Origin of the sequence: Streptomyces sp. CB03234 (genome assembly GCF_001905885.1) — a bacterium.
Taxonomy (GTDB): Bacteria; Actinomycetota; Actinomycetes; order Streptomycetales; family Streptomycetaceae; genus Streptomyces.
The window spans coordinates 161267-180304 of record NZ_LIYH01000006.1 but is presented as its reverse complement, the minus strand read 5'-3'; the positions used below and the strand labels follow the sequence as shown (position 1 = coordinate 180304).

Here is a 19038-nt window from a genome sequence, read left to right as displayed (position 1 = left end):
TCAAGCGCGGTTGAGGTCCTACGATCGTCCGCATGACGACGACAACGACTGCTCCCGCCCCCGCCGACCCCGCCGCCACCGACGCCGACCTCGCCTCCCAGCCCATCGGTTACTGGAGCGGCGTCGTCCACAAGGCGGTCATCACGCACCTCCGCGACGCCATGGCCCGCGTGGACGTCACCCAGCCCCAGTGGTGGACGCTCAACCGGGTGGACGTCGGCGACCACGTCACCCGTGAGGTCATCGTCTCCGGGCTCGCCGACGTCGCGGACACCCCGCACGACGCCTCCCGCGCCGTCGACCACCTGCTCCACCGGGGCTGGCTCGGTATCGACGCCGAGCAGCGCCTGCACCTCACCGACGAGGGCCGCGCCGCCAAGGCCCGTATCAAGGAGCTGGTGACCGGCATCCGGGCGCGGATCCACGACGGCATCAGCGACGACGAGTACGTCGCCGCGCTCAAGGTGCTGCGCCGCATGGCCGACAACGTCGCGGCGGCTACGCCCGCGTGAGCCGGTTCGCGAGGGTCGACATGGTGTAGGTGCCGATGCCCATGACGACCTCCAGGGCGTTGCGTTCCGTGTAGCCGTGGGCGAGGAAGGCGGCGAGGTCCTCGTCGGAGACCTCGCCCGTCGTGGCGTAGACGGCGCCGACGAACCGCCGTACGGCTTCGAGGCGTTCGTCGGGCAGGGGCGTGCCCTCGCGGAGGGCGGCGATGACATCGGCGCCGGCGCCCAGGGTGCGGAGCTTGCGGGTGTGGAGGTCCACGCAGACCTGGCAGCCGTTGCGGGTGGCCACGGCCATGACGACCGTCTCGCGGGCGATCGGATCCAGGGTGGTGCGGTCGAACATGGCCGTGAGGGTCATGAAGCCCTCCAGCAGTTCGGGAGAGGCGGCCATCCGGGCGACGGCCGACGGGAGCCGGCCGCCCGTCCGCCGCGAAACGGCTTCCATCACGGGGCGGGCGGCCGGCGGGGCGGACTCCAGGGTGTGGTCGACGAACACGTGCCACTCCTAAGATGGACAACATGGTTGACGATCAAAAGGTAAACCAGGTTGTCGAATACGGCAAGGGCCATGAGCTGCCCCTGCTCCTCTTCGCCGGGTTCCGCACCCTCATCGACCGCCTCCACGCGGAACTCGCCCGTCAGGGCCACCCCGACGTACGGCCCGCGTACGGCTTCGCCATGCAGGCGATCGGGACCGGCGGCGCGACCGCCAGCGAGGTGGGGCGGCGCCTCGGGGTGTCCAAGCAGGCGGCCGGCAAGACCGTGGACCGGCTCGTCGCCCTCGGGTACGCCGAGCGCGCCGACGACCCCGCCGACGCCCGCCGCAAGCTCGTCCGCCTCACCCCGCACGGCCTGGACGCCCTGGCCCGCTCGGCCGCGATTTTCGACGAGCTACGGGCGGAGTGGGCCGGGGCACTCGGGCCGGAGCGCATCGGCGACATGGAGGAGGCGCTGCGTACCGTCGTACCGGCCGAGACGGCCTTCCGGCTCGACGCGGCGGGGTGGCTGGGCGGGGCGTGACCTCTCACTGAATGGCGAGTTGTCGCCACCGGCGTGTCGGCCCTTGCCTGCGTATCGTTGAGATGCGCGGCTGCATGCGATCACGCGGCAGCGGGGAGGAGCGCCACGATGACCGTCGTAGACGACGACAGGATCCACATGGCCGAGAGCAACCACGAGTGGACCTTGGACGAGATGTTCGAGGGGCTCGAGCGGATGGGCGTCCCCGAGGGCTTCAAGACCGAGATCGTCGGGGGAAACATCTTCATGACGCCGCAGCGGAAGATCCACTGGGACATCATCGCGAACATCTATGACCAGCTTCGGACCAAGCACCCCCGCAAGCGGCTGGTGTCCGACGTCCGCATCGACTACCCGGGATACCTCAACGGCCTCGCCTCCGACATGGCCCTGCTCGCCGAGAACGCCGCCGTGACCGACAAGGGGCTGTGTCGCTATCAGGACGTCGAGTTCGTCGCCGAGGTCATCTCCCGCAGCACCGGCATGAACGACTACGGGCCCAAGAAGGCCGCCTACGCCGAGGCCAAGGTCCCGGTCTACCTCATCGTCGACCCGTACACCGGCAGGTGCGTCCTCCACACCAACCCGAAGGGCGAGGAGTACACCGCAGACGCCCGGTTCGACTTCGGCGAGCCCATCGACCTCACCGACACCCCCGTCGGCCTCGTCCTCGACACCGCCGACTTCCCCCGCGACTGACCGCGCGCCCCCTCACGTCGTCCGCGCCCCGCCCGGCGCCCCCTTGCTTCGAGGGCGCTCGAAGGCGTTGGCTGTACGTCCATGAAGTACACGCAGCTCGGACGCACCGGACTCAAGGTCAGCCGACTCGTCCTCGGCACGATGAACTTCGGACCCCAGACCGACGAGCCCGGCAGTCACGCCATCATGAACGCCGCGATCGACGCGGGCATCAACTTCTTCGACACCGCCAACGTCTACGGCTGGGGCGAGAACAAGGGCCGTACGGAGGAGATCATCGGCTCCTGGTTCGCCCGGGGCGGCGACCGGGACAAGGTCGTGCTCGCCACCAAGGTGTACGGGAACATGTCGGCCGACGGGAACGTCTGGCCCAACCACGACCGACTCTCCGCCGTGAACGTCCGGCGGGCCGTCGAAGGCAGCCTCAAGCGGCTCAACACCGACTACATCGACCTCTACCAGTTCCACCACATCGACCGGCGCACGCCGTTCGAGGAGATCTGGCAGGCCATCGACGTACTGATCCAGCAGGGGAAGATCCTCTACGCGGGATCGTCGAACTTCCCCGGCTACAAGATCGCCCAGGCGAATGAGATCGCCGACCGGCGCGGCATGCTCGGGCTCGTCAGCGAGCAGTGCCTCTACAACCTGGCCGAGCGCCGCGCCGAGATGGAGGTCATCCCGGCCGCGCAGGACTACGGCGTCGGCGTCATCCCCTGGTCCCCGCTGCACGGCGGGCTGCTCGGCGGGGTGATCAAGAAGGAGACCGAGGGGGCGCGCCGCACGAGCGGGCGGTCGGCGGACGCCCTCGCCAACACCGACGTACGCCTCCAGATCCAGGCGTACGAGGATCTCCTCGACAAGCACGGCCTCAAGCCCGGCGAGGTGGCCCTGGCCTGGCTGCTGTCCCGGCCGGGGGTGACGGGGCCGATCGTCGGGCCGCGCACCGCCGAGCAGCTCGACTCCGCGCTGCGGGCCGTGGAGCTGGAGCTGTCGGACGAGGTCCTGACGGAGCTGGACGCGATCTTCCCGGGACCGGGGCCGTCCCCGGAGGCTTTCGCCTGGTGAGGCGCCGACAGGCCGGAGCGGCCGCGCTCGGTCAGCCGAGCGCGGCCGCCACGGCGATGATCACGAACATCAGCACGAGTACACCGGCCATGATCCGGTTACGGGTTTTCGGGTCCACCCTTCGAGGTTAACCGGCCCGCCCGAGCGGCCAGGACCCGACCGTCTCGTAACGCGGGCCCCGGCCTCCGCCACCGCCGCCGCCCGGGAGGTGGCTGCGTACGAGGGCGAGCTCGGCCACCTCCCAGCGGGTGCCCTCGAAGTCGTGGAGCCGCTCGACGAACGGGCGCAGGTCGGTGGCGTCCGTGCGGCCGCGCGCCACCGTCAGGTGGGCGTGGTAGCGGCGGTGCTCGTCCATCGGGATGCCGGAGCGCCGGGCGGCCGCGTCCGCGCGTTCGGCGAGCAGCCGCATCTCGTCCAGCCCGCCCGCCGCGCCCGCCCACAGGACGCGCCGCCCGAACCGCCCGCCTCCGTGCAGGCGCAGCGGGAACGGCTCGGTGCGGTGCGCGGCGCGGGCGAGCCGGGTACGCAGTTCCGGCACCAGCCCGTCGTCCACCTCCCCCATGAACGCGAGCGTGAAGTGCCAGCCGTCGCGGCCCGTCCAGCGCAGGTCGCCGGCGCCGGGCAGCTCCCTCAACCGGTCGACGACGGCGCCGAGTTCGTCGACGGCCACGCGGCTCGGCAGCACGGCAGCGAAAAGCCTCATACCGCGAGTCTGGCATGATCCACGCGCCTTGTTCCCGCCTTGGGCGGGGCCGACGACATCCCCGCGATACGCGGCATGCTGGACAGCGCGGTCGTCCGGCTGAACCCGCGCGGCATCACCGGCCAGTGGGGCACCGACCCGTGGGGCACCGACCCGTGGTCGTCGCAGCGCGCTGCCGGCGCACGCGGTCGGACGGATTCACGCCCACGGAGGCCTTCACGGTCGGCGAGTGGCCCGGGCAGGTGCGGGAGCGGCGGGTGTGACGGAAGGGGCCACCGCTTGTGAGGTGGCCCCCTTCCCGCCGTTACGCCGCCGTGGCCAGCTGCTCGCGCGGGACGAACCGCACGTGCGGGTGACCCGGGCGCAGGTCGACCTTCAGGCGCAGCCCGCCCACCCGGGCCAGCACCAGGCCGATCACCACGGCGGCGACCAGCGAGACGGCACCGCCCGTGGCGAAGCCGACGCGGGCGCCGTAGGTGTCGGTGATCCAGCCCAGCAGGGGCGCGCCGACCGGCGTACCGCCGACGAACACCATCATGTAGAGGCTCATCACCCGGCCCCGCATCACGGGGTCGGTGGCGAGCTGGACCGACGAGTTGGCGGTGACGTTGACCGTCAGGCCGAACATGCCGATCGGCACCAGCAGCAGCGCGAAGAGCCAGAAGGACGGCGAGAACGCGGCGGCGATCTCCAGGACGCCGAAGGCGACCGCCCCGCCGACCAGCAGCCGCAGCCGCGAGGTGCCGCGCCGGGCGGCGAGGAGGGCGCCGGCGAGGGAGCCGACGGCCATCAGGGTGTTGAGGAAGCCGTACGTACCCGCTCCGGCGTGGAAGACGTCGTCGGAGAAGGCGGTCAGCCAGATGGGGAAGTTGAAGCCGAACGTGCCGACGAAGCCGACGAGCGCGATCGGCCAGATCAGCTCGGGGCGGCCGGCGACGTACCGCAGCCCTTCGCGCAGCTGTCCCTTGCCGCGCGGTGCCCGCTCCACCTGGTGCAGCTCGCTGCTGCGCATGAGGAGGAGGGAGGCGAGGGGGGCGAGGAAGGACAGGCCGTTGACCAGGAAGGCGTAGCCGCTGCCGACGGACGCGATCAGGGCGCCCGCGACGGCGGGGCCGATGAGGCGGGCCGACTGGAAGTTGGCCGAGTTGAGGCTGACGGCGTTGCGGACGTGGGCGGGGCCGACCAGTTCGGAGTAGAAGGACTGGCGGGCCGGGTTGTCGACGACCGTGACCATGCCGAGCAGGAACGCGATCAGGTAGACGTGCCAGACCTGGACGTGGCCGGAGAGGGTGAGGACGGCGAGGGCGAGACCGCACAGGCCGAGGGCGCCCTGGCTGAGCATCAGCAGGTTCCGCTTGGGGTAGCGGTCGGCGATGACGCCGCCGTACAGGCCGAAGAGCAGCATCGGCAGGAATTGCAGCGCCGTCGTGATGCCGACGGCGGCGGCGGAGCCCGTGAGGCTGAGGACCAGCCAGTCCTGGGTGATACGGGCCATCCAGGTACCGGTGTTGGAGACGATGGCACCGGTGAAGAAGAGCCGGTAGTTGCGGACCTTGAGCGAGGAGAAGGTCCGGTTGCCGGTCGTGTCGTGGTGGTTGGGGTTGTGTGCGGGTGCGGAGTCTGTTGCTCCGGGTCCCGTACTCAAAAGGGTTCGCCTCCTTGGTGCGTCGTACGTCTTACAGGTGTGCGAGCTTCTCCAGCACGGGTGCGGCAGCACGCAGCTTTGCCCACTCGTCCTCGTCCAAACCTTCGGCGAGGGAGGCCAGCCAGGCGTTCCGCTTGCGGCGGGACTCCTCGAGCATGGCCTCGGCCGTCTCGGTCTGGCTGACGACCTTCTGCCGGCGGTCGTCGGGGTGCGGCTCCAGCCGGACCAGGCCCTTGGCTTCGAGCAGCGCCACGATGCGCGTCATCGACGGCGGCTGGACGTGCTCCTTGCGGGCCAGCTCACCGGGGGTGGCGGAACCGCAGCGGGCGAGGGTGCCGAGCACCGACATCTCGGTGGGGCTCAGCGATTCGTCGACGCGCTGGTGCTTGAGGCGTCGGCCCAGCCGCATGACGGCGGAGCGCAAGGCGTTCACGGCGGCTGCGTCAGCGGGGTCGCCGTGGGAGAGGTCAGGCATGTATTTAGCGTAACTCATTACCCAGACTAAATACCACCCGGTAGGCGGGGAGTGGTACGTGTCACCCGTTTGAGTGAGAGGCCGCCGGAAAGTGACGCGGGGGGCGGGGCGGGGCGGCGAGTCTGGGCGGCATGGGATCGACAGTGCTCAGCCTGCGGATAGACGGAGAGCTGCTCGACCGGGTCCGGCGCCATGCCGCCCGAAGCGGAATGAGCGTCCAGGACTATGTGGTCCGGACGCTGGTCCGCGACGACTTCGACGAACGCTTCGAGGCGGCGGTGGACGAGACGGACCGCTTCTACGGCGCCCACGGCGCCTGACCCCCGCGCGAGACCGCCCCGGGTGCGGCTGCACCGCAGGGGGGCGAGGTGGAGGGCTCCGGTCCGGCAAGGCGCCGGCCGGGGGCGGGTTCCACCGTCGAGGGGGGCGGTGGGTCAGGGCGGGGGCGCCACCCCGGGCCGGGCGGAGCCGCCACCCACGGCCGGGCGGGGGCGCCATCCCCGGCCGGGCGGGGGCGGCGGGGCGCGGTTACGTGAGGCCCAGGGCCGGCATGGCGTAGTAGAAGGCGAAGACCGCCGAGACGACGTACATCGCGACCGGGACCTCGCGGCCACGGCCCGCCGCGAGGCGGAGCACGCTGAAGGCGATGAAGCCGATGCCGATGCCGTTGGTGATCGAGTACGTGAACGGCATCATCACCATCGCCAGGAACGCGGGCACCGCGATGGTGAAGTCGCTCCAGTCGATGTCCTCCACGGACCCCGCCAGGATCAGGAACCCGACCGCCAGCAGCGCGGGAGTGGCCGCCTGGGAGGGGACCATCGTGGCGACCGGGGTGAGGAAGAGCGCCACCGAGAACAGCGCGCCCGTGACGACGGACGCGAGGCCCGTACGCGCGCCCTCGCCGACGCCCGCCGTGGACTCCACGAAGCAGGTGGTGGCCGAGGAGGAGCTGGCGCCGCCGGAGGCGACGGCGAGGCCGTCGACCAGGAGCACCTTGTTGATGCCGGGGAAGTTGCCGTCCTTGTCCATCAGCTTGGCCTCGTCGCCGACACCGAGGATCGTGCCCATCGCGTCGAAGAAGCAGGACAGCAGCACGGTGAAGACGAACAGGCAGCCGGTGAGCAGGCCGACCTTCTCGAAGCCGCCGAAGAGGCTGACCTGTCCGACGAGCCCGAAGTCGGGCGTGGCGACGGGGTTGCCGGGCCACTTGGGGGTGGTCAGGCCCCAGGACGGGATGGTCGCGACCGCGTTGATGACCATCGCGACGATCGTCATGACGACGATCGAGATGAGGATCGCGCCCGGCACCTTGCGGATGATCAGCGCCAGGGTGAGCAGCGCGCCGAGGACGAAGACCAGGACCGGCCAGCCGGTGAGGTGCCCGGTGGCGCCGAGCTGGAGCGGGACGGTGGTGTGGGCGGCGTCCGGGATGCGGGAGACGAAACCGGAGTCGACCAGGCCGATCAGCATGATGAACAGGCCGATGCCGATGGCGATGCCCTTGCGCAGGCCGATGGGTACGGCGTTCATCACCCGCTCACGCAGGCCCGTCGCCACGAGCAGCATCACCACGAAGCCGGCCAGCACGACCATGCCCATGGCGTCCGCCCACGACATCCGGGGCGCGAGCTGGAGGGCGACGACCGTGTTGACGCCGAGACCGGCCGCCAGGGCGATCGGTACGTTGCCGATGACGCCCATCAGCAGCGTCGAGAAGGCGGCGGTCAGCACGGTGGCGGTGACGAGCTGGCCGCCGTCGAGCTGGTGCCCGTACATGTCCTTGGCGCTGCCGAGGATGATCGGGTTCAGCACGATGATGTAGGCCATCGCGAAAAAGGTCGCGAACCCGCCGCGTACCTCTCGGGCGACCGTGGAGCCACGCTCCGAGATCTTGAAGAAGCGGTCCAGGCCGCTGGTCGGCTGCTGGGGGGACGGCGGCTGGGCGCCGGCGTCCACCAGCGCGGTGGCCGAGGAGGGCATGCGAAACCTCATGGTGCGGGTGGGGGCGGGGGCGGTCATGACCGATCACATTTGGCCATTCACACAAAAGGAACCGGTCAGACACGAGACGTTTCAGTATGAACGCATCATGCGAAGATCGGTATCTCCGCGCGTAGAGCCCCGCACCGCAAGGATCCACGGGAGCCTCCGAGCCCCCCGCCTACACTGTGCGCATGGCGAAGTGGACCCCCAAGCACGAGGCACCCGAACCCCTGGAGGGGCCGGTCGTCGCCACGATCACCGGCGGCACGGCCCTCTGGTTCGTCCTCTTCCTGGCGCAGGTTCCCTTCTACGGCTGGTTCGCCGACCGCGACCTCACATGGTGGGTGTGGACCTGCCTCGCCGGCGGCGGGCTCGGCCTCATCGGCATCTGGTACGTCCGCAAGCGTGACGCCGCGCTCAAGCGGGCGCAGGCGCGGACGCGGCCCGACGAGCCGCATGAGCCCCGGGACGCCACCCGACCCTGAGGATGCCCGCGCCCCTGAGGCCCCCGCGCTGATCTCATCAGGTGATGAACGGCCGCGCGCTGCGTGTCGGCTCGCCCGCGCCGCACCGCATGCGGCCGATCATGCACCCATGATCATCACCATCGCGGTGGCCTGTGCCGCGCTCTTCGTGGGACTCGTGGCCCACTGGTTCACGCGCGGCCGGATCGAGGCCACCGGGACCGAGCCGTGGACGGTGCGGGATTTCATCGCACCCCCCAGACCCTGACGATCTTCGTCCTTGCGTTCGTGCTGATCAGGACCGCGAGGGCGGCGAGCATCAGGTAGTACACGGGGTTGGGAATCGCCGGGGTGGCTTCGGCGGCGTCACCGCGTCCACCTCCAATGGCAACGCGGACGAGGCGGTACGCCAAGAGGCCGGTGTGGTCCTGCGCGCCGTGCGGTCGGAGGAGTGGCCCGCGATGGCCGACGGCCGGAGCTCGACGGCGCCGAGCGAGCCGGGTCTGACGAGCCTGCGAGCGGTCCTTGTCGGCGGATACCAGCATGCCGAGCGCGAGGGCGTCGCTCATGCTCTGGAGCGCGACACGGAAGTCGGTGCTCCTGGCGGACCACATGTTCGAGGCGGCCGACTTCGCCCCGCCCGCCCAGCGGCAGCGGCAGCAAGCCGATGTCGTCTGCTCTGCGGGGCAGGCACAGGGCCAGGGTGACGGAACACGCTCCTGAGCTCGGCCGGGCTGGTGGTCCTGACCGGTCTGCTCACCGGGGTGATGCTGGTCATCCGGGACGTCGAACGGCCCTTCAGCGGCGTCATCCAGATCCGGCCCAGCGCCATCACGGCCGTCGAGCACGATGTGACCGAGGACTTCATCGCGGCGTACGGCAAGAACCGCCTCCCCTGCGACGAACAGGGCCGTCCCAAGCGGATCGCCGCCTAGCCGCGCCGCGTGGGGGCCGGTCCTCCGGGGCATGGCCCGCGTCCGCGTCGCACACCGGGCGCCGCGGCCCGTACGGCCACGGGACCATCCGCGTCCTACCGGAGTCGGATCTTTGCGGCGCTCGGCGGGTGAGCCCGGACTTCCGGTCGTACCGTCGAGAACATGACGCAGCGGGCGAAGATCGAGACCGACGGCCCCGACGGCCCCGACGGCGCCGGGCACGGCGGGCCCGTCATCGACGCCGGGGCCGAGCTCGACCCCGTCCACCCCGTACCGCCACCCGTCCAGCACCGGCCCACCGGGCTGACGGCCGCCGAGGTGGCCGAGCGGGTCGCGCGCGGCGAGGTCAACGACGTACCCGTACGCAGCTCCCGCTCCACCGCCGACATCATCCGCGGCAACGTCTTCACCCGCTTCAACGCGATCATCGGCGTCCTGTGGGTGATCATGCTGATCGTCGCGCCGATCCAGGACAGCCTGTTCGGGTTCGTGATCATCGCCAACACCGGCATCGGCATCATCCAGGAGTTGCGCGCCAAGAAGACCCTCGACGGGCTCGCCCTCATCGGAGAGGTCAAGCCCACCGTCCGCCGGGACGGGGTCGCGGCCGAGGTGTCGACGTCGGAGATCGTCCTCGGCGACTGCATCGAACTCGGGCCGGGCGACAAGGTCGTCGTCGACGGCGAGGTGGCCGAGGCCGACAACCTGGAGATCGACGAGTCGCTCCTCACCGGCGAGGCCGACCCGGTCCTGAAGAAGCGCGGCGACCAGGTCATGTCCGGCAGCTTCGTCGTCGCGGGCGGCGGGGCGTTCACCGCCACCAAAGTGGGACGTGAGGCGTACGCGGCACAGCTCGCCGAGGAGGCGTCCCGCTTCACGCTCGTCCACTCCGAGCTGCGCAGCGGCATTTCCACGATCCTCAAGTACGTGACGTGGATGATGGTCCCGACCGCGATCGGGCTCATCATCAGCCAGCTCGTCGTCAAGGAGGTCGACTTCAAGGACTCCGTGGCGCGGACCGTCGGCGGCATCGTGCCGATGATCCCCGAGGGGCTGGTCCTCCTCACTTCCGTCGCCTTCGCCATCGGCGTCATCCGGCTGGGCCGCAAGCAGTGCCTGGTGCAGGAGCTGCCCGCCATCGAGGGGCTCGCCCGGGTCGACGTCGTGTGCCTGGACAAGACCGGCACGCTGACCGAAGGCGGCATGGACGTCACCGAGCTGCGGGCCCTGAACGGGTCGGACGAGGCGTACGTACGCACCGTCCTCGGCGCGCTCGGGGAGTCCGACCCGCGCCCCAACGCCTCCCTCCGCGCGATCATCGACGCCTACCCGGACAACGAGCGGTGGCGGTGCACGCAGGCGCTGCCGTTCTCCTCCGCACGCAAGTACAGCGGCGCCACCTTCAGCGAGGACGACGGGCAGACCAGCACCTGGCTGCTGGGCGCCCCCGACGTCCTCCTCCCCGACGGCGACCCCGTCCTCGACGAGATCGAGGACCTCAACCAGCAGGGGCTGCGGGTCCTGCTCCTCGCGAGCGTCACCGGCGAACTGGACGACCCGGCCGTCGCCGAGGACGCCCGCGCCACCGCCCTCGTCGTCCTCGAACAGCGGCTGCGCCCCGACGCCGCCGACACCCTCGCCTACTTCGCCGACCAGAACGTCGCCGCCAAGGTCATCTCCGGCGACAACGCCGTCTCGGTCGGCGCCGTCGCCGGCAAGCTGGGCCTGCCCGGCGCCGAGCACACCGTCGACGCCCGCCGGCTGCCCGCCGAGCGGGACGAGATGTCGAAGGCGCTCGACGAGGGCACGGTCTTCGGGCGCGTCACCCCGCAGCAGAAGCGGAACATGGTCGGCGCGCTCCAGTCCGGCGGGCACACGGTCGCGATGACGGGCGACGGCGTCAACGACGTACTCGCCCTGAAGGACGCGGACATCGGCGTCAGCATGGGTTCCGGCTCGGAGGCCACGAAGGCCGTGGCGCAGATCGTCCTGCTCAACAACAGCTTCGCCACCCTCCCCGCCGTCGTCGCCGAGGGCCGCCGGGTCATCGGCAACATCACGCGCGTCGCGACCCTCTTCCTCACCAAGACGGTCTACTCCGTGCTGCTGGCGATCCTGGTGGTGTGCAGCGGCATCGAATACCCCTTCCTGCCCCGCCACCTCACCCTGCTGTCCACCCTCACCATCGGCGCGCCCGCCTTCTTCCTGGCCCTCGCGCCCAACAAGGAGCGGGCGAAGCCGAACTTCGTACGGCGGGTGATGCGGTACGCGATCCCGGGCGGGATCGTCGCGGCCGCGGCGACCTTCACGACGTACCTGCTGGCCCGCACCCACTACAGCGGCCCGGACGCGCTGAGCGCCGAGACGAGCGCGGCGACGCTCACGCTGTTCCTGGTGTCGATGTGGGTGCTGGCGATCGTCGCCCGGCCCTACACGTGGTGGCGGATCGCGCTGGTCGCGGTCATGGGCGCGGCGTTCCTGCTGGTGCTGGTGGTGCCGTGGCTCCAGGACTTCTTCGCGCTGCGGCTGGTGGGCACGACGATGCCGTGGGCGGCCGTGGCGATCGCGGCGGTGGGTGCCGCGCTGGTGGAGCTGACATGGCGGGTGGTGAACCGCAGGTTCCCGGCCTGACCGGCCCGGTAGCGGCCCGGTCCGCTCCCGTCGGCGGAGGTGGCCCGGGGCGCCGGGGCGGGCTTGCCGCGCGGGCGCGGTCACCGGGCCGCGGTCGCGGGCCGCCGTCACCGGTTCGCGCGGGCTCTGTCACGGGCCGCCATCACCGCCTCCGTCACCGGATTCCGGCGCGCGGGCCCCGTCACAGCCCGCGTCACCGCCTCCCACCGGATCCCGGCGCACCGGGCCCCGTAACCGGCCCCCGTCACCGCCTCCCGGCGCGCCGGGCCGCGTCACCGGCCACCGTCACCGGCCGTGCGCCCCGGTGCCTCCGCCTCCAGCCGGTCCAGTGCCGCTTCGGTGGACTCCCGGCCGCGTACCAGCCTCCACGTCTCGACGCCGCACGCCACCACCCCGAGCGCACCGGCGAGGAGGACCAGGACGCGCAGCGGCAGCCACCAGTGCTCCCGGGCCACGGCCAGGCCCATCACGAACACGCCCGCCAGCAGCGGCCCACCGGCCCTGCGCAGCCACAGCTCCACACCGTCCCACATCGCCCCGCCCCGCCCCTCCCCCGCTGGGGCTAGTCGAACCAGCGGTCGCGGGCCAGCTCCGCCGTGCGGGACGGGTCCTCCAGCAGCGCCGCCACCTCGAAGCGGCGCGGCCACTGGCCCGCCGCCCAGGCCAGGCCCGCCGCCACACCCTCCAGGGTGGCCGCGTGGACGGTGCCGTCCGGGGTGCGGCGCCAGTCCAGTTCGACGCCCCCCGCGCGCAGCTCCTCGTGCTCGATGTACGTCGCGGGCGTGCCCGGCCCGAGGAGGGCGTGCACCGACTCCGGTACGTCGTGCTCCTCTCCGTCCGACGTGACCTCCGCCTCGACCTCCTCGCTCAGCCGCCGCACCTGGAGCAGCTCCGCCAGGTCCGCCGCCCGCGCCGGGGCCACCGGCAGCAGCGGCCGGCCCTCGGTGAGGGGCAGCAGGTCGGGCGCGTCGGCGACCAGCGCGTCGGCGGCGTCCACCACCCGTACCTCGCCGTCGACGACGGCGCGCAGCTCGTCGGGGAGGGTGACCTGCTCGGGGTCGAGGTCCGCGAGGGCCGTGTACAGGCCGTGCAGCTGGGCGCCGGTCACCTCCCGCTCCGGGTCGGCGAGGCGGCCCAGCAGCTCGGCGGCGCCGCCCGGCTCGTCGAGGAGCGCGGCGACGGAGGTGCGTACGCCCAGGGCGCGCAGCACCTGCGCGTCGGCGAAACCGGTCGTGTCGGCCGGGTCGTACAGGCCCTCCAGCAGCGGGTCCGCCCCGGCGGCGCGCAGCCCGGCCGGACGGCGGCCGTCCAGCACCGGGTGGTCGCGCAGCCACCACGCGGTGTACGAGCGGACCGTCTCGGTCGTGCCGTCCGGCAGCAGGACGCGCACCGGCTGGGTCAGCGCGTCGCGCAACGGCGGCCTGGCGAGCAGCGCCAGCGCCCGGGGCCAGGCGTCGTCGTCGACCAGCTCCAGGTCCCGCACGGCGACGATCTCGGTCGCAACCGGCGGCACCGGCGTCTCGGGCAGCCGGTCCAGGACGTCCTCGCACCACACGTCGACGGCGTCCAGCAGCCCGACGTCGTCCGGCTCGGGGAAGTCCCCGTCGCCGGGCTCCAGTTCGTCCGGGTCTAGGACGACGTCGGTGGCGCGTACGAGGGCGAAGTTCGCGAGCACGCCGCACGCGGCGAGCGGCTGCTCGCCCCAGCGCTCGGCCAACTCGGCATCGGCCAGCGCGAGTTCCCCTTCACCCATGACGGCGGCGAAGTCACCGCCCGGCAGCACCAGTTCACCGGCCGGGGCGAGCTCCCCGTCCTCGTCGGGCAGCGCGAGCGCCCCCAGCCACGGCTCGTCGCCCGGCTCCAGACCGGCGTCGCGTACGAGCGCGAGGACGGTGTCCGCCAGCTCCTCGGCGTCGAGTGCCTCCTCGTCCCACACCTCCGCCGCGTCCAGCGATGCGGCGACGGCGGCCCGCACCTGCGGCGTGGTGAGCACCGCGCGCGGGGTGGCGGGCAGGGCACCCAGCTTCTCCAGGAGGGGGTGAGCGGCGTCCGGGTGGGCGACCTTCAGGCCGAGCCTCGTCAGGTCGGTCGGGGTGTCCGGCAGCGGCAGCAGGACGTGCCGGGGGCCGGTCGCGGTACGGCCACCGACGAGCGGCACGGGCAGGCCGGTCAGCCGGTCGGGGTCGACACCCGCGAGCGACTCGTACAGCCGGTGCCACCACTCGGGGGTGCGCTCGGTGCCCGCCAGCCGGTCGATCGCGTCGCCGAGGGGGAGGCGGGCCACGCCCAGGGCGCGCAGCTCGGTACGGCGCTCAAGACCGGCGGGCAGCAGCGTCGGCAGGACCTCCGCCAGGACGCGTACGGTGTCGGCGCCCGCGCCCTCGACGACCTCCGCCTCGAACGGGCGCAGCGCGTGGAGCTCCTCCGTGGCCGCCGCCGGTTCCAGGAACGCCACGCGCGGCAGCAGCTCCAGCACGGCGCCCCGGATCTCCCCGTCCAGGGCGCCCTTGCCGAGCGGCCCAGGCACCAGGTCGATCGTCCCCGTCGACACGGGTCGCCACTCGGCCAGCAGCTCGGCGTACGCGTCGGCCGCGCGCCGCACCAGGAAGTCGGTGAGCGGACCGGGCGCCGGGTGGCGGCGGGTGGTGTCCAGCGGGAACGTCGCGATGAGCAGCGCCGGGATGCCCAGCGGCTCGTCGGTGGGCGTCGGCGCGTGCACCACGGCTGCGGTACGGGGGCGGACGGGCGCGCCCTCGTCGTCCACGGGCACGGCCCAGGTGACCGCCCAGTGGGGCCGCAGGCGCTCCTCGACGGGCCGGTCCTTCAGCAGCTCGGCGTCGATGCCGCCCTGGTGGCTGACGGTCCGCCAGCGCCTGGTGCCCCCGTCACTGTCCTCGATGTGTACGTACGCGTCCTGCTGCGTACGCGTCAGGACGCGCCGCCCACCCGGCGTCTCGACGACGACCTCGGTGAGCCCCGGCAAGGTCAGCAGCAGCGCGTCGTCGATCCCGGCGAGCAGCCGCTCGGCCAGGTCCACGGCGGCGGCGTCCCGCAGCGGCAGGATCACCACCGTGTCGTACCCCTCCGGCGCGGTGCCCTCGGCGGGCAGCGGCAGCCGCAGCAGCGGTACGTGGCCGTCGCGGCGGCGCAGCTCGTCGCCCAGGCCGGGGCTGGCCTGCGCGGCCTCGGCGGCCATCTCGCGGGCCTCGCGCAGCGACCACCGCACGCCCCCGTGCCGGCCCACGATCGCCGGCTCGTCGCTCACCGCCAGCACCGCGGCGAACCCGACACCGAACCGGCCGACCGCGCCCTCGTGCCCCTCCCGCTTGGCGGACGCGCGCAGCGTGCTCAGCGACTCGACACCGGTCGCGTCCAGGGGCGCGCCCGTGTTGGCCGCGGCGAGTACGGCGGGGCCGTCGGCGCCGGCGGCGTGCAACGTGAGCCTCAGCCGCCCCGGGACCCCCGCGCGGGCGGCGGCGTCGGCGGCGTTCTGGGCCAGCTCGACCACCAGGCGGTCTCGGTAGCCGCCGAGCGCCAGGTCCTCCTCGGCGTTGGCGTCCTCCCGGAACCGCGCGGGCCCGGCGCCCCACGCGTCGAGCACCCCACGCCGCAGCCGCGCGGTCCCGAACGGGTCGGCCCCATCGGTCGCCGTCGCCCTCACGCTCACGTCGTGCTCCGCTCTCTTGGACTTGTGCTTGTTGTTACGGGGCCCGAAGGTACCGCGTGCCGCAGTCCAACCGGGGCCTCGGCCCCGGGCGCCCCTTGGAGGGCGGCCGGGCTCTGTCCCCCACCCCGCCCCTTCCCTGAACCGGTGGCTCCGCCCCCGGACCCCTGACGGGGCAGGTTGTCGTATGTGGGGGCTGACGCCCCTCGCCCCGGGGCACGGCGGCTTCGCGCCGCGAGAGGGCCGGGCGCCCCCGACGGACGGCGAACCGCACAGGCACGGGCGGGAGCCGTGATCGGAGCCGGGCGTAACCGTGGGCCTCTTGGGCCCACCCCGAAGGGGGACGCGCAGTGGGGCGTGTTCTGGGCGTAAAACGACTGAGCTTGCGAAGGAGAGCCCAGGACACGCCCCACGGAGCGGACCCAACGGCACACGTAACGCGCACGGGCGACCCCGCAGGGCGCACCCCGCGCACGGGCGCACCCCGCCGAAACGGCGACCGGCCCAGGCGTGGGCCTGGAGCAAGCCACGGCACGCCCCCGCGCACGGGCGACCCCCGAACCGCGCACCCCGCCGGGGCGGCGACCGGCCCAGGCGTGGGCCTGCGGGGCGCGGCCCGCCGGGGCCGGCCGTGAGGGCGCCCCCGCGCGGGGGGTGGGCTAGCTGTGGCCCAGGTCCTCGGAGGCGGCGTCCGGGGACACCGGGGGGACCGAGCCGCTGTCGCGGGCGGGGCGCAGCGGGAACTCGTCGGCGCCCATCGAGTCCAGGACCGGCGGCGCCGGCCGCGGCGGCTTGGGCATGACGGCCGCCTCGGAGTGCCCGCCGCAGCCGTACGTCAGCGACACCACGTGCCCGTCCGCCGGCGAGAACTCGTTGGCGCACACGCCGAACGCCTGCTTCAGGGACCCGCCCAGCGGCATCAGGAACCCGCACGTCACGCACGACGCCGGGGCGGCCTGGGCCATCGGGGTCTTCGCGCCGTACCCCTCTTCCCACCGGTCGGCCGCGACGTGCAGCCCGTACCGGGAAAGGACCCGCGCCCGCCGCAGACCCAGCTCCTCCGCGACGGCCGCGATGGTGCCGCGCGAGGGCGTACGGGTGACGAGGTCGGCGTCCTCGGCGTCGACGAGCTCGGCCATCTCCTCCGAGACGGGGGAGTTCGGCGGCGGCGCGTCCTCGCCGGTGTACCCGGGCTCCAGGCGGAGGTCGTCCTGCTCGGTCGGCAGCAGGTCGCCGGGCCCGAGGTCACCGGGCCGCAGCCGTTCGCTCCACGGCACCCACTCGGGCGCGAGCAGGGCATCGGGCCCCGGCAGCAGCACCGTCTCGTCGAGCGTGACGAGCTTCGCGCGGGACGCGCGGGCCACGGTCACCGCCCAGCGCCAGCCCCGGTACCCGGGCTCCTGGCACTCGAAGAAGTGCGTGACGACCCGGTCGCCCTCCGCCACGACCCCCGTGTGCTCACCCACCACCCCGGGTGCGGCGACCTCCTCGGCCGCCTCCCGGGCGAGGTCCACCGCCTCGGCGCACAGGCGGTCGGGGGCGGGGGTACGCGCAGTACGGCTTCGCGTCGTCGCAGCACTCACAGGTCTCGCTCATCTCCTACGCCGTCTCACAGGTGCGCCGGCCGATTCGCGATGTACGGGCGGCGGGCGGAGCGGACCAACGGGCCGCATCGACGTCCGCGCCCGACGTGTCTCGGGCACACCTATCGTCATCCATTCTGCGGGATGCCGAAGAGGCGCGCGGCCGAGAACTTCCGCCGGTGGCGCGCCACGCACGCTACCCCCTCCGCAGCCCGCCGCCCACCTGCCCGCCCCAAGTAGCCCTCATCACGGTTCGCAGAAGGGGCTGCTGGGGCACTATGACGAGGTGGCAACCGTGAGGTCGTCCGACGATGCCGGGCCGCTCCAGAGGGCGGGCCGGCGGGTGGGCCGTGCCCTTCACCTGCCGTTCACGGGCACGGCGCGCGGTATCCGAAAAGCGACGCACGCCCATGGCGCGGGCGAATCGGGTCTCGGCAAACTGATCGAGCTGCACGCCGTGAACGGCGCAGGTGACGTCATGATCACCGTCGCCCTCGCCTCCACGGTCTTCTTCTCCGTTCCGACCGACGAGGCCCGCGGCCGGGTGGCGCTGTACCTGGCCATCACGATGGCCCCGTTCACCCTCCTCGCGCCCGTCATCGGCCCACTGCTGGACCGCATCCCGCACGGCCGGCGCGCGGCGATGGCGGGCGCGATGGGCACCAGGGTGGTGCTCGCCATCGCCCTGTCGGGCGCGGTCGCCACCGGTGACCTGGAGCTGTATCCGGCGGCGCTCGGCGTGCTGGTCGCGTCGAAGGCGTACGGGGTGGTGCGCAGCGCCGTCGTACCGAGACTCCTGCCGCACGGCTTCTCCCTGGTGAAGGCGAACTCCCGGGTCACCCTCGCCGGTCTGCTGGCGACGGGCATCGCCGCGCCCGCCGGGGTGGGGTTGCAGCAGATCGGGCCGCAGTGGCCGCTGTACGGGGCGTGCGTGCTGTTCGCCGGAGGAACGTTCCTGGCGCTGTCGATGCCGCACAAGGTGGACTCGGCGAAGGGCGAGCGCAAGGCGCACATGCTGACGCACGGCGAGCAGAGGCCGAGCCTCCGCACGGTCGGCCCGTCCGTCCTGCACGGCCTCCAGGCGAACGCCGCGCACCGGGTGCTGTCCGGCTTCCTGATCTTCTTCCTCGCCTTCCTGCTGCGGGAGCATCCGCTGTCGGGGCAGAGCGCGGCGGTGTCGTTGGGCATCGTCGGCGTGGCGGCGGGCGTCGGCAACGCGTGCGGTACGGCGGTCGGCGCGCTGCTCAGGTCCCGGGCGCCGGAGCTGATCGTCGCGACGATGCTGACGCTCGCGATGTCGGCGGCGATCGTGGCGGCGGCGTTCTTCGGCGGGGTGGCGGTCGCGGCCCTGGGCGCGGTGGCGGGGCTGTCGCAGGCCCTGTCGAAGCTGTCGCTGGACGCGATGATCCAGCGGGACGTGCCGGAAGTCGTCCGCACCTCCGCCTTCGCCCGCTCGGAGACGCTGCTGCAGATGTCGTGGGTGGTGGGCGGCGCGATCGGCATCGCCCTGCCGCTGAACGGCACCCTCGGCATGTCGGTGGCGGCGGGGATCCTGGCGCTGGGCGTGGTGGTGACCGTACGGGGCCTGCTGGTGGCGGCGCGGCGCGGCACGCCGCACCCCCGCGTGGCGTGACCCGGGCCGACGTATAGCCTTCG

The 19038-nt window shown here is 72.7% G+C and carries 20 protein-coding genes; 11 read left to right on the top strand and 9 right to left on the bottom strand.

Going from position 1 to position 19038, the window contains the following annotated elements:
- Window positions 1–32 precede the first annotated feature (32 nt).
- Window positions 33–512, top strand: coding sequence for a MarR family winged helix-turn-helix transcriptional regulator (locus AMK26_RS26535; protein WP_073757286.1), 480 nt, complete (start codon window positions 33–35; stop codon window positions 510–512).
- Here AMK26_RS26535 and AMK26_RS26530 read toward each other — a convergent pair.
- The gene (locus AMK26_RS26530) at window positions 499–954 is read right to left on the bottom strand and encodes a carboxymuconolactone decarboxylase family protein (RefSeq protein ID WP_198944185.1); all 456 of its coding nucleotides are present in this window, start codon (window positions 952–954) and stop codon (window positions 499–501) included. The genes AMK26_RS26535 and AMK26_RS26530 overlap by 14 nt on opposite strands.
- Before the next feature lie 65 nt (window positions 955–1019).
- Here AMK26_RS26530 and AMK26_RS26525 point away from each other — a divergent pair, with 65 nt between their 5' ends.
- From AMK26_RS26525 to AMK26_RS26515, 3 genes are all read left to right on the top strand, one after another.
- Window positions 1020–1529 carry a MarR family winged helix-turn-helix transcriptional regulator gene (locus AMK26_RS26525; RefSeq protein ID WP_073757284.1) on the top strand — a complete coding sequence of 170 codons (510 nt, stop codon included), beginning with the start codon at window positions 1020–1022 and terminating at the stop codon, window positions 1527–1529.
- Between the two features lie 108 nt (window positions 1530–1637).
- Window positions 1638–2228 (top strand): Uma2 family endonuclease, encoded by a 591-nt coding sequence (locus tag AMK26_RS26520; RefSeq protein ID WP_073757283.1) that lies wholly within the window; start codon window positions 1638–1640, stop codon window positions 2226–2228.
- An 81-nt stretch (window positions 2229–2309) separates the two neighbouring features.
- Entirely contained in the window at window positions 2310–3296 is a 987-nt protein-coding gene (locus AMK26_RS26515; protein WP_073757282.1) for an aldo/keto reductase, read from the top strand.
- A 127-nt stretch (window positions 3297–3423) separates the two neighbouring features.
- On the opposite strand, the gene thpR is transcribed toward AMK26_RS26515, so the two are convergent.
- The 3 genes from thpR to AMK26_RS26500 all read right to left on the bottom strand — a co-directional run bounded on the left by thpR (window position 3424) and on the right by AMK26_RS26500 (window position 6119).
- Window positions 3424–3999 carry an RNA 2',3'-cyclic phosphodiesterase gene (thpR, locus tag AMK26_RS26510; RefSeq protein ID WP_073757281.1) on the bottom strand — a complete coding sequence of 192 codons (576 nt, stop codon included), beginning with the start codon at window positions 3997–3999 and terminating at the stop codon, window positions 3424–3426.
- 304 nt (window positions 4000–4303) lie between these two features.
- Entirely contained in the window at window positions 4304–5644 is a 1341-nt protein-coding gene (locus AMK26_RS26505; RefSeq protein ID WP_073757280.1) for an MFS transporter, read from the bottom strand.
- A gap of 31 nt (window positions 5645–5675) precedes the next feature.
- A complete protein-coding gene (locus AMK26_RS26500) occupies window positions 5676–6119 on the bottom strand; it encodes a MarR family winged helix-turn-helix transcriptional regulator (RefSeq protein ID WP_073757279.1) in 444 nt (147 codons plus the stop codon).
- A gap of 131 nt (window positions 6120–6250) precedes the next feature.
- Between AMK26_RS26500 and AMK26_RS26495 the strand changes: the two genes are divergently transcribed.
- Window positions 6251–6439 carry a ribbon-helix-helix protein, CopG family gene (locus tag AMK26_RS26495; protein WP_073757278.1) on the top strand — a complete coding sequence of 63 codons (189 nt, stop codon included), beginning with the start codon at window positions 6251–6253 and terminating at the stop codon, window positions 6437–6439.
- A gap of 208 nt (window positions 6440–6647) precedes the next feature.
- On the opposite strand, the gene AMK26_RS26490 is transcribed toward AMK26_RS26495, so the two are convergent.
- Complete coding sequence (locus AMK26_RS26490; RefSeq protein WP_073757277.1) at window positions 6648–8102, bottom strand: NCS2 family permease; 1455 nt, start codon at window positions 8100–8102, stop codon at window positions 6648–6650.
- A gap of 194 nt (window positions 8103–8296) precedes the next feature.
- Between AMK26_RS26490 and AMK26_RS26485 the strand changes: the two genes are divergently transcribed.
- Both AMK26_RS26485 and AMK26_RS37095 read left to right on the top strand, forming a co-directional pair.
- Window positions 8297–8590: a DUF2530 domain-containing protein gene (locus AMK26_RS26485; protein ID WP_073757813.1), complete on the top strand. Its 294-nt coding sequence runs from the start codon at window positions 8297–8299 to the stop codon at window positions 8588–8590.
- Between the two features lie 109 nt (window positions 8591–8699).
- Window positions 8700–8837, top strand: a complete 138-nt coding sequence (locus AMK26_RS37095) for a hypothetical protein (protein WP_158071148.1) — start codon at window positions 8700–8702, stop codon at window positions 8835–8837.
- Here AMK26_RS37095 and AMK26_RS26480 read toward each other — a convergent pair.
- Window positions 8815–9138, bottom strand: a complete 324-nt coding sequence (locus AMK26_RS26480; RefSeq protein ID WP_073757276.1) for a hypothetical protein — start codon at window positions 9136–9138, stop codon at window positions 8815–8817. The genes AMK26_RS37095 and AMK26_RS26480 overlap by 23 nt on opposite strands.
- Here AMK26_RS26480 and AMK26_RS37090 point away from each other — a divergent pair.
- The 3 genes from AMK26_RS37090 (at window position 9137) to AMK26_RS26470 (ending at window position 12135) form a co-directional block, all read left to right on the top strand.
- Complete coding sequence (locus AMK26_RS37090) at window positions 9137–9292, top strand: hypothetical protein (RefSeq protein ID WP_158071147.1); 156 nt, start codon at window positions 9137–9139, stop codon at window positions 9290–9292. The two genes, AMK26_RS26480 and AMK26_RS37090, sit on opposite strands and share 2 nt — an antisense overlap.
- A gap of 14 nt (window positions 9293–9306) precedes the next feature.
- The gene (locus AMK26_RS26475) at window positions 9307–9504 is read left to right on the top strand and encodes a hypothetical protein (RefSeq protein WP_073757275.1); all 198 of its coding nucleotides are present in this window, start codon (window positions 9307–9309) and stop codon (window positions 9502–9504) included.
- 162 nt (window positions 9505–9666) lie between these two features.
- Window positions 9667–12135 (top strand): HAD-IC family P-type ATPase, encoded by a 2469-nt coding sequence (locus AMK26_RS26470; protein ID WP_073757274.1) that lies wholly within the window; start codon window positions 9667–9669, stop codon window positions 12133–12135.
- 272 nt (window positions 12136–12407) lie between these two features.
- On the opposite strand, the gene AMK26_RS26460 is transcribed toward AMK26_RS26470, so the two are convergent.
- The 3 genes from AMK26_RS26460 to AMK26_RS26450 form a co-directional block, all read right to left on the bottom strand.
- Window positions 12408–12668 (bottom strand): hypothetical protein, encoded by a 261-nt coding sequence (locus AMK26_RS26460; protein ID WP_073757272.1) that lies wholly within the window; start codon window positions 12666–12668, stop codon window positions 12408–12410.
- Window positions 12669–12697: 29 nt separating this feature from the next.
- Complete coding sequence (locus tag AMK26_RS26455) at window positions 12698–15802, bottom strand: sacsin N-terminal ATP-binding-like domain-containing protein (protein ID WP_443333191.1); 3105 nt, start codon at window positions 15800–15802, stop codon at window positions 12698–12700.
- A 656-nt stretch (window positions 15803–16458) separates the two neighbouring features.
- Window positions 16459–17382 (bottom strand): DUF3027 domain-containing protein, encoded by a 924-nt coding sequence (locus AMK26_RS26450; RefSeq protein ID WP_073757271.1) that lies wholly within the window; start codon window positions 17380–17382, stop codon window positions 16459–16461.
- Between the two features lie 286 nt (window positions 17383–17668).
- Between AMK26_RS26450 and AMK26_RS26445 the strand changes: the two genes are divergently transcribed.
- The gene (locus tag AMK26_RS26445; RefSeq protein WP_073757270.1) at window positions 17669–19015 is read left to right on the top strand and encodes an MFS transporter; all 1347 of its coding nucleotides are present in this window, start codon (window positions 17669–17671) and stop codon (window positions 19013–19015) included.
- Window positions 19016–19038: the final 23 nt, after the last annotated feature.

Coding starts and splice junctions, on each gene's coding strand:
- AMK26_RS26535 (WP_073757286.1), top strand. CDS start 33: ATGACGACGACAACGACTGCTCCCGCCCCCGCCGACCCCGCCGCCACC.
- AMK26_RS37095 (WP_158071148.1), top strand. CDS start 8,700: ATGATCATCACCATCGCGGTGGCCTGTGCCGCGCTCTTCGTGGGACTC.
- AMK26_RS26515 (WP_073757282.1), top strand. CDS start 2,310: ATGAAGTACACGCAGCTCGGACGCACCGGACTCAAGGTCAGCCGACTC.
- AMK26_RS26525 (WP_073757284.1), top strand. CDS start 1,020: ATGGACAACATGGTTGACGATCAAAAGGTAAACCAGGTTGTCGAATAC.
- AMK26_RS26500 (WP_073757279.1), bottom strand. CDS start 6,119: ATGCCTGACCTCTCCCACGGCGACCCCGCTGACGCAGCCGCCGTGAAC.
- AMK26_RS26530 (WP_198944185.1), bottom strand. CDS start 954: ATGGAAGCCGTTTCGCGGCGGACGGGCGGCCGGCTCCCGTCGGCCGTC.
- thpR (WP_073757281.1), bottom strand. CDS start 3,999: ATGAGGCTTTTCGCTGCCGTGCTGCCGAGCCGCGTGGCCGTCGACGAA.
- AMK26_RS26495 (WP_073757278.1), top strand. CDS start 6,251: ATGGGATCGACAGTGCTCAGCCTGCGGATAGACGGAGAGCTGCTCGAC.
- AMK26_RS26470 (WP_073757274.1), top strand. CDS start 9,667: ATGACGCAGCGGGCGAAGATCGAGACCGACGGCCCCGACGGCCCCGAC.
- AMK26_RS26460 (WP_073757272.1), bottom strand. CDS start 12,668: ATGTGGGACGGTGTGGAGCTGTGGCTGCGCAGGGCCGGTGGGCCGCTG.
- AMK26_RS26480 (WP_073757276.1), bottom strand. CDS start 9,138: ATGAGCGACGCCCTCGCGCTCGGCATGCTGGTATCCGCCGACAAGGAC.
- AMK26_RS37090 (WP_158071147.1), top strand. CDS start 9,137: ATGCTCTGGAGCGCGACACGGAAGTCGGTGCTCCTGGCGGACCACATG.
- AMK26_RS26485 (WP_073757813.1), top strand. CDS start 8,297: ATGGCGAAGTGGACCCCCAAGCACGAGGCACCCGAACCCCTGGAGGGG.
- AMK26_RS26520 (WP_073757283.1), top strand. CDS start 1,638: ATGACCGTCGTAGACGACGACAGGATCCACATGGCCGAGAGCAACCAC.
- AMK26_RS26490 (WP_073757277.1), bottom strand. CDS start 8,102: ATGCCCTCCTCGGCCACCGCGCTGGTGGACGCCGGCGCCCAGCCGCCG.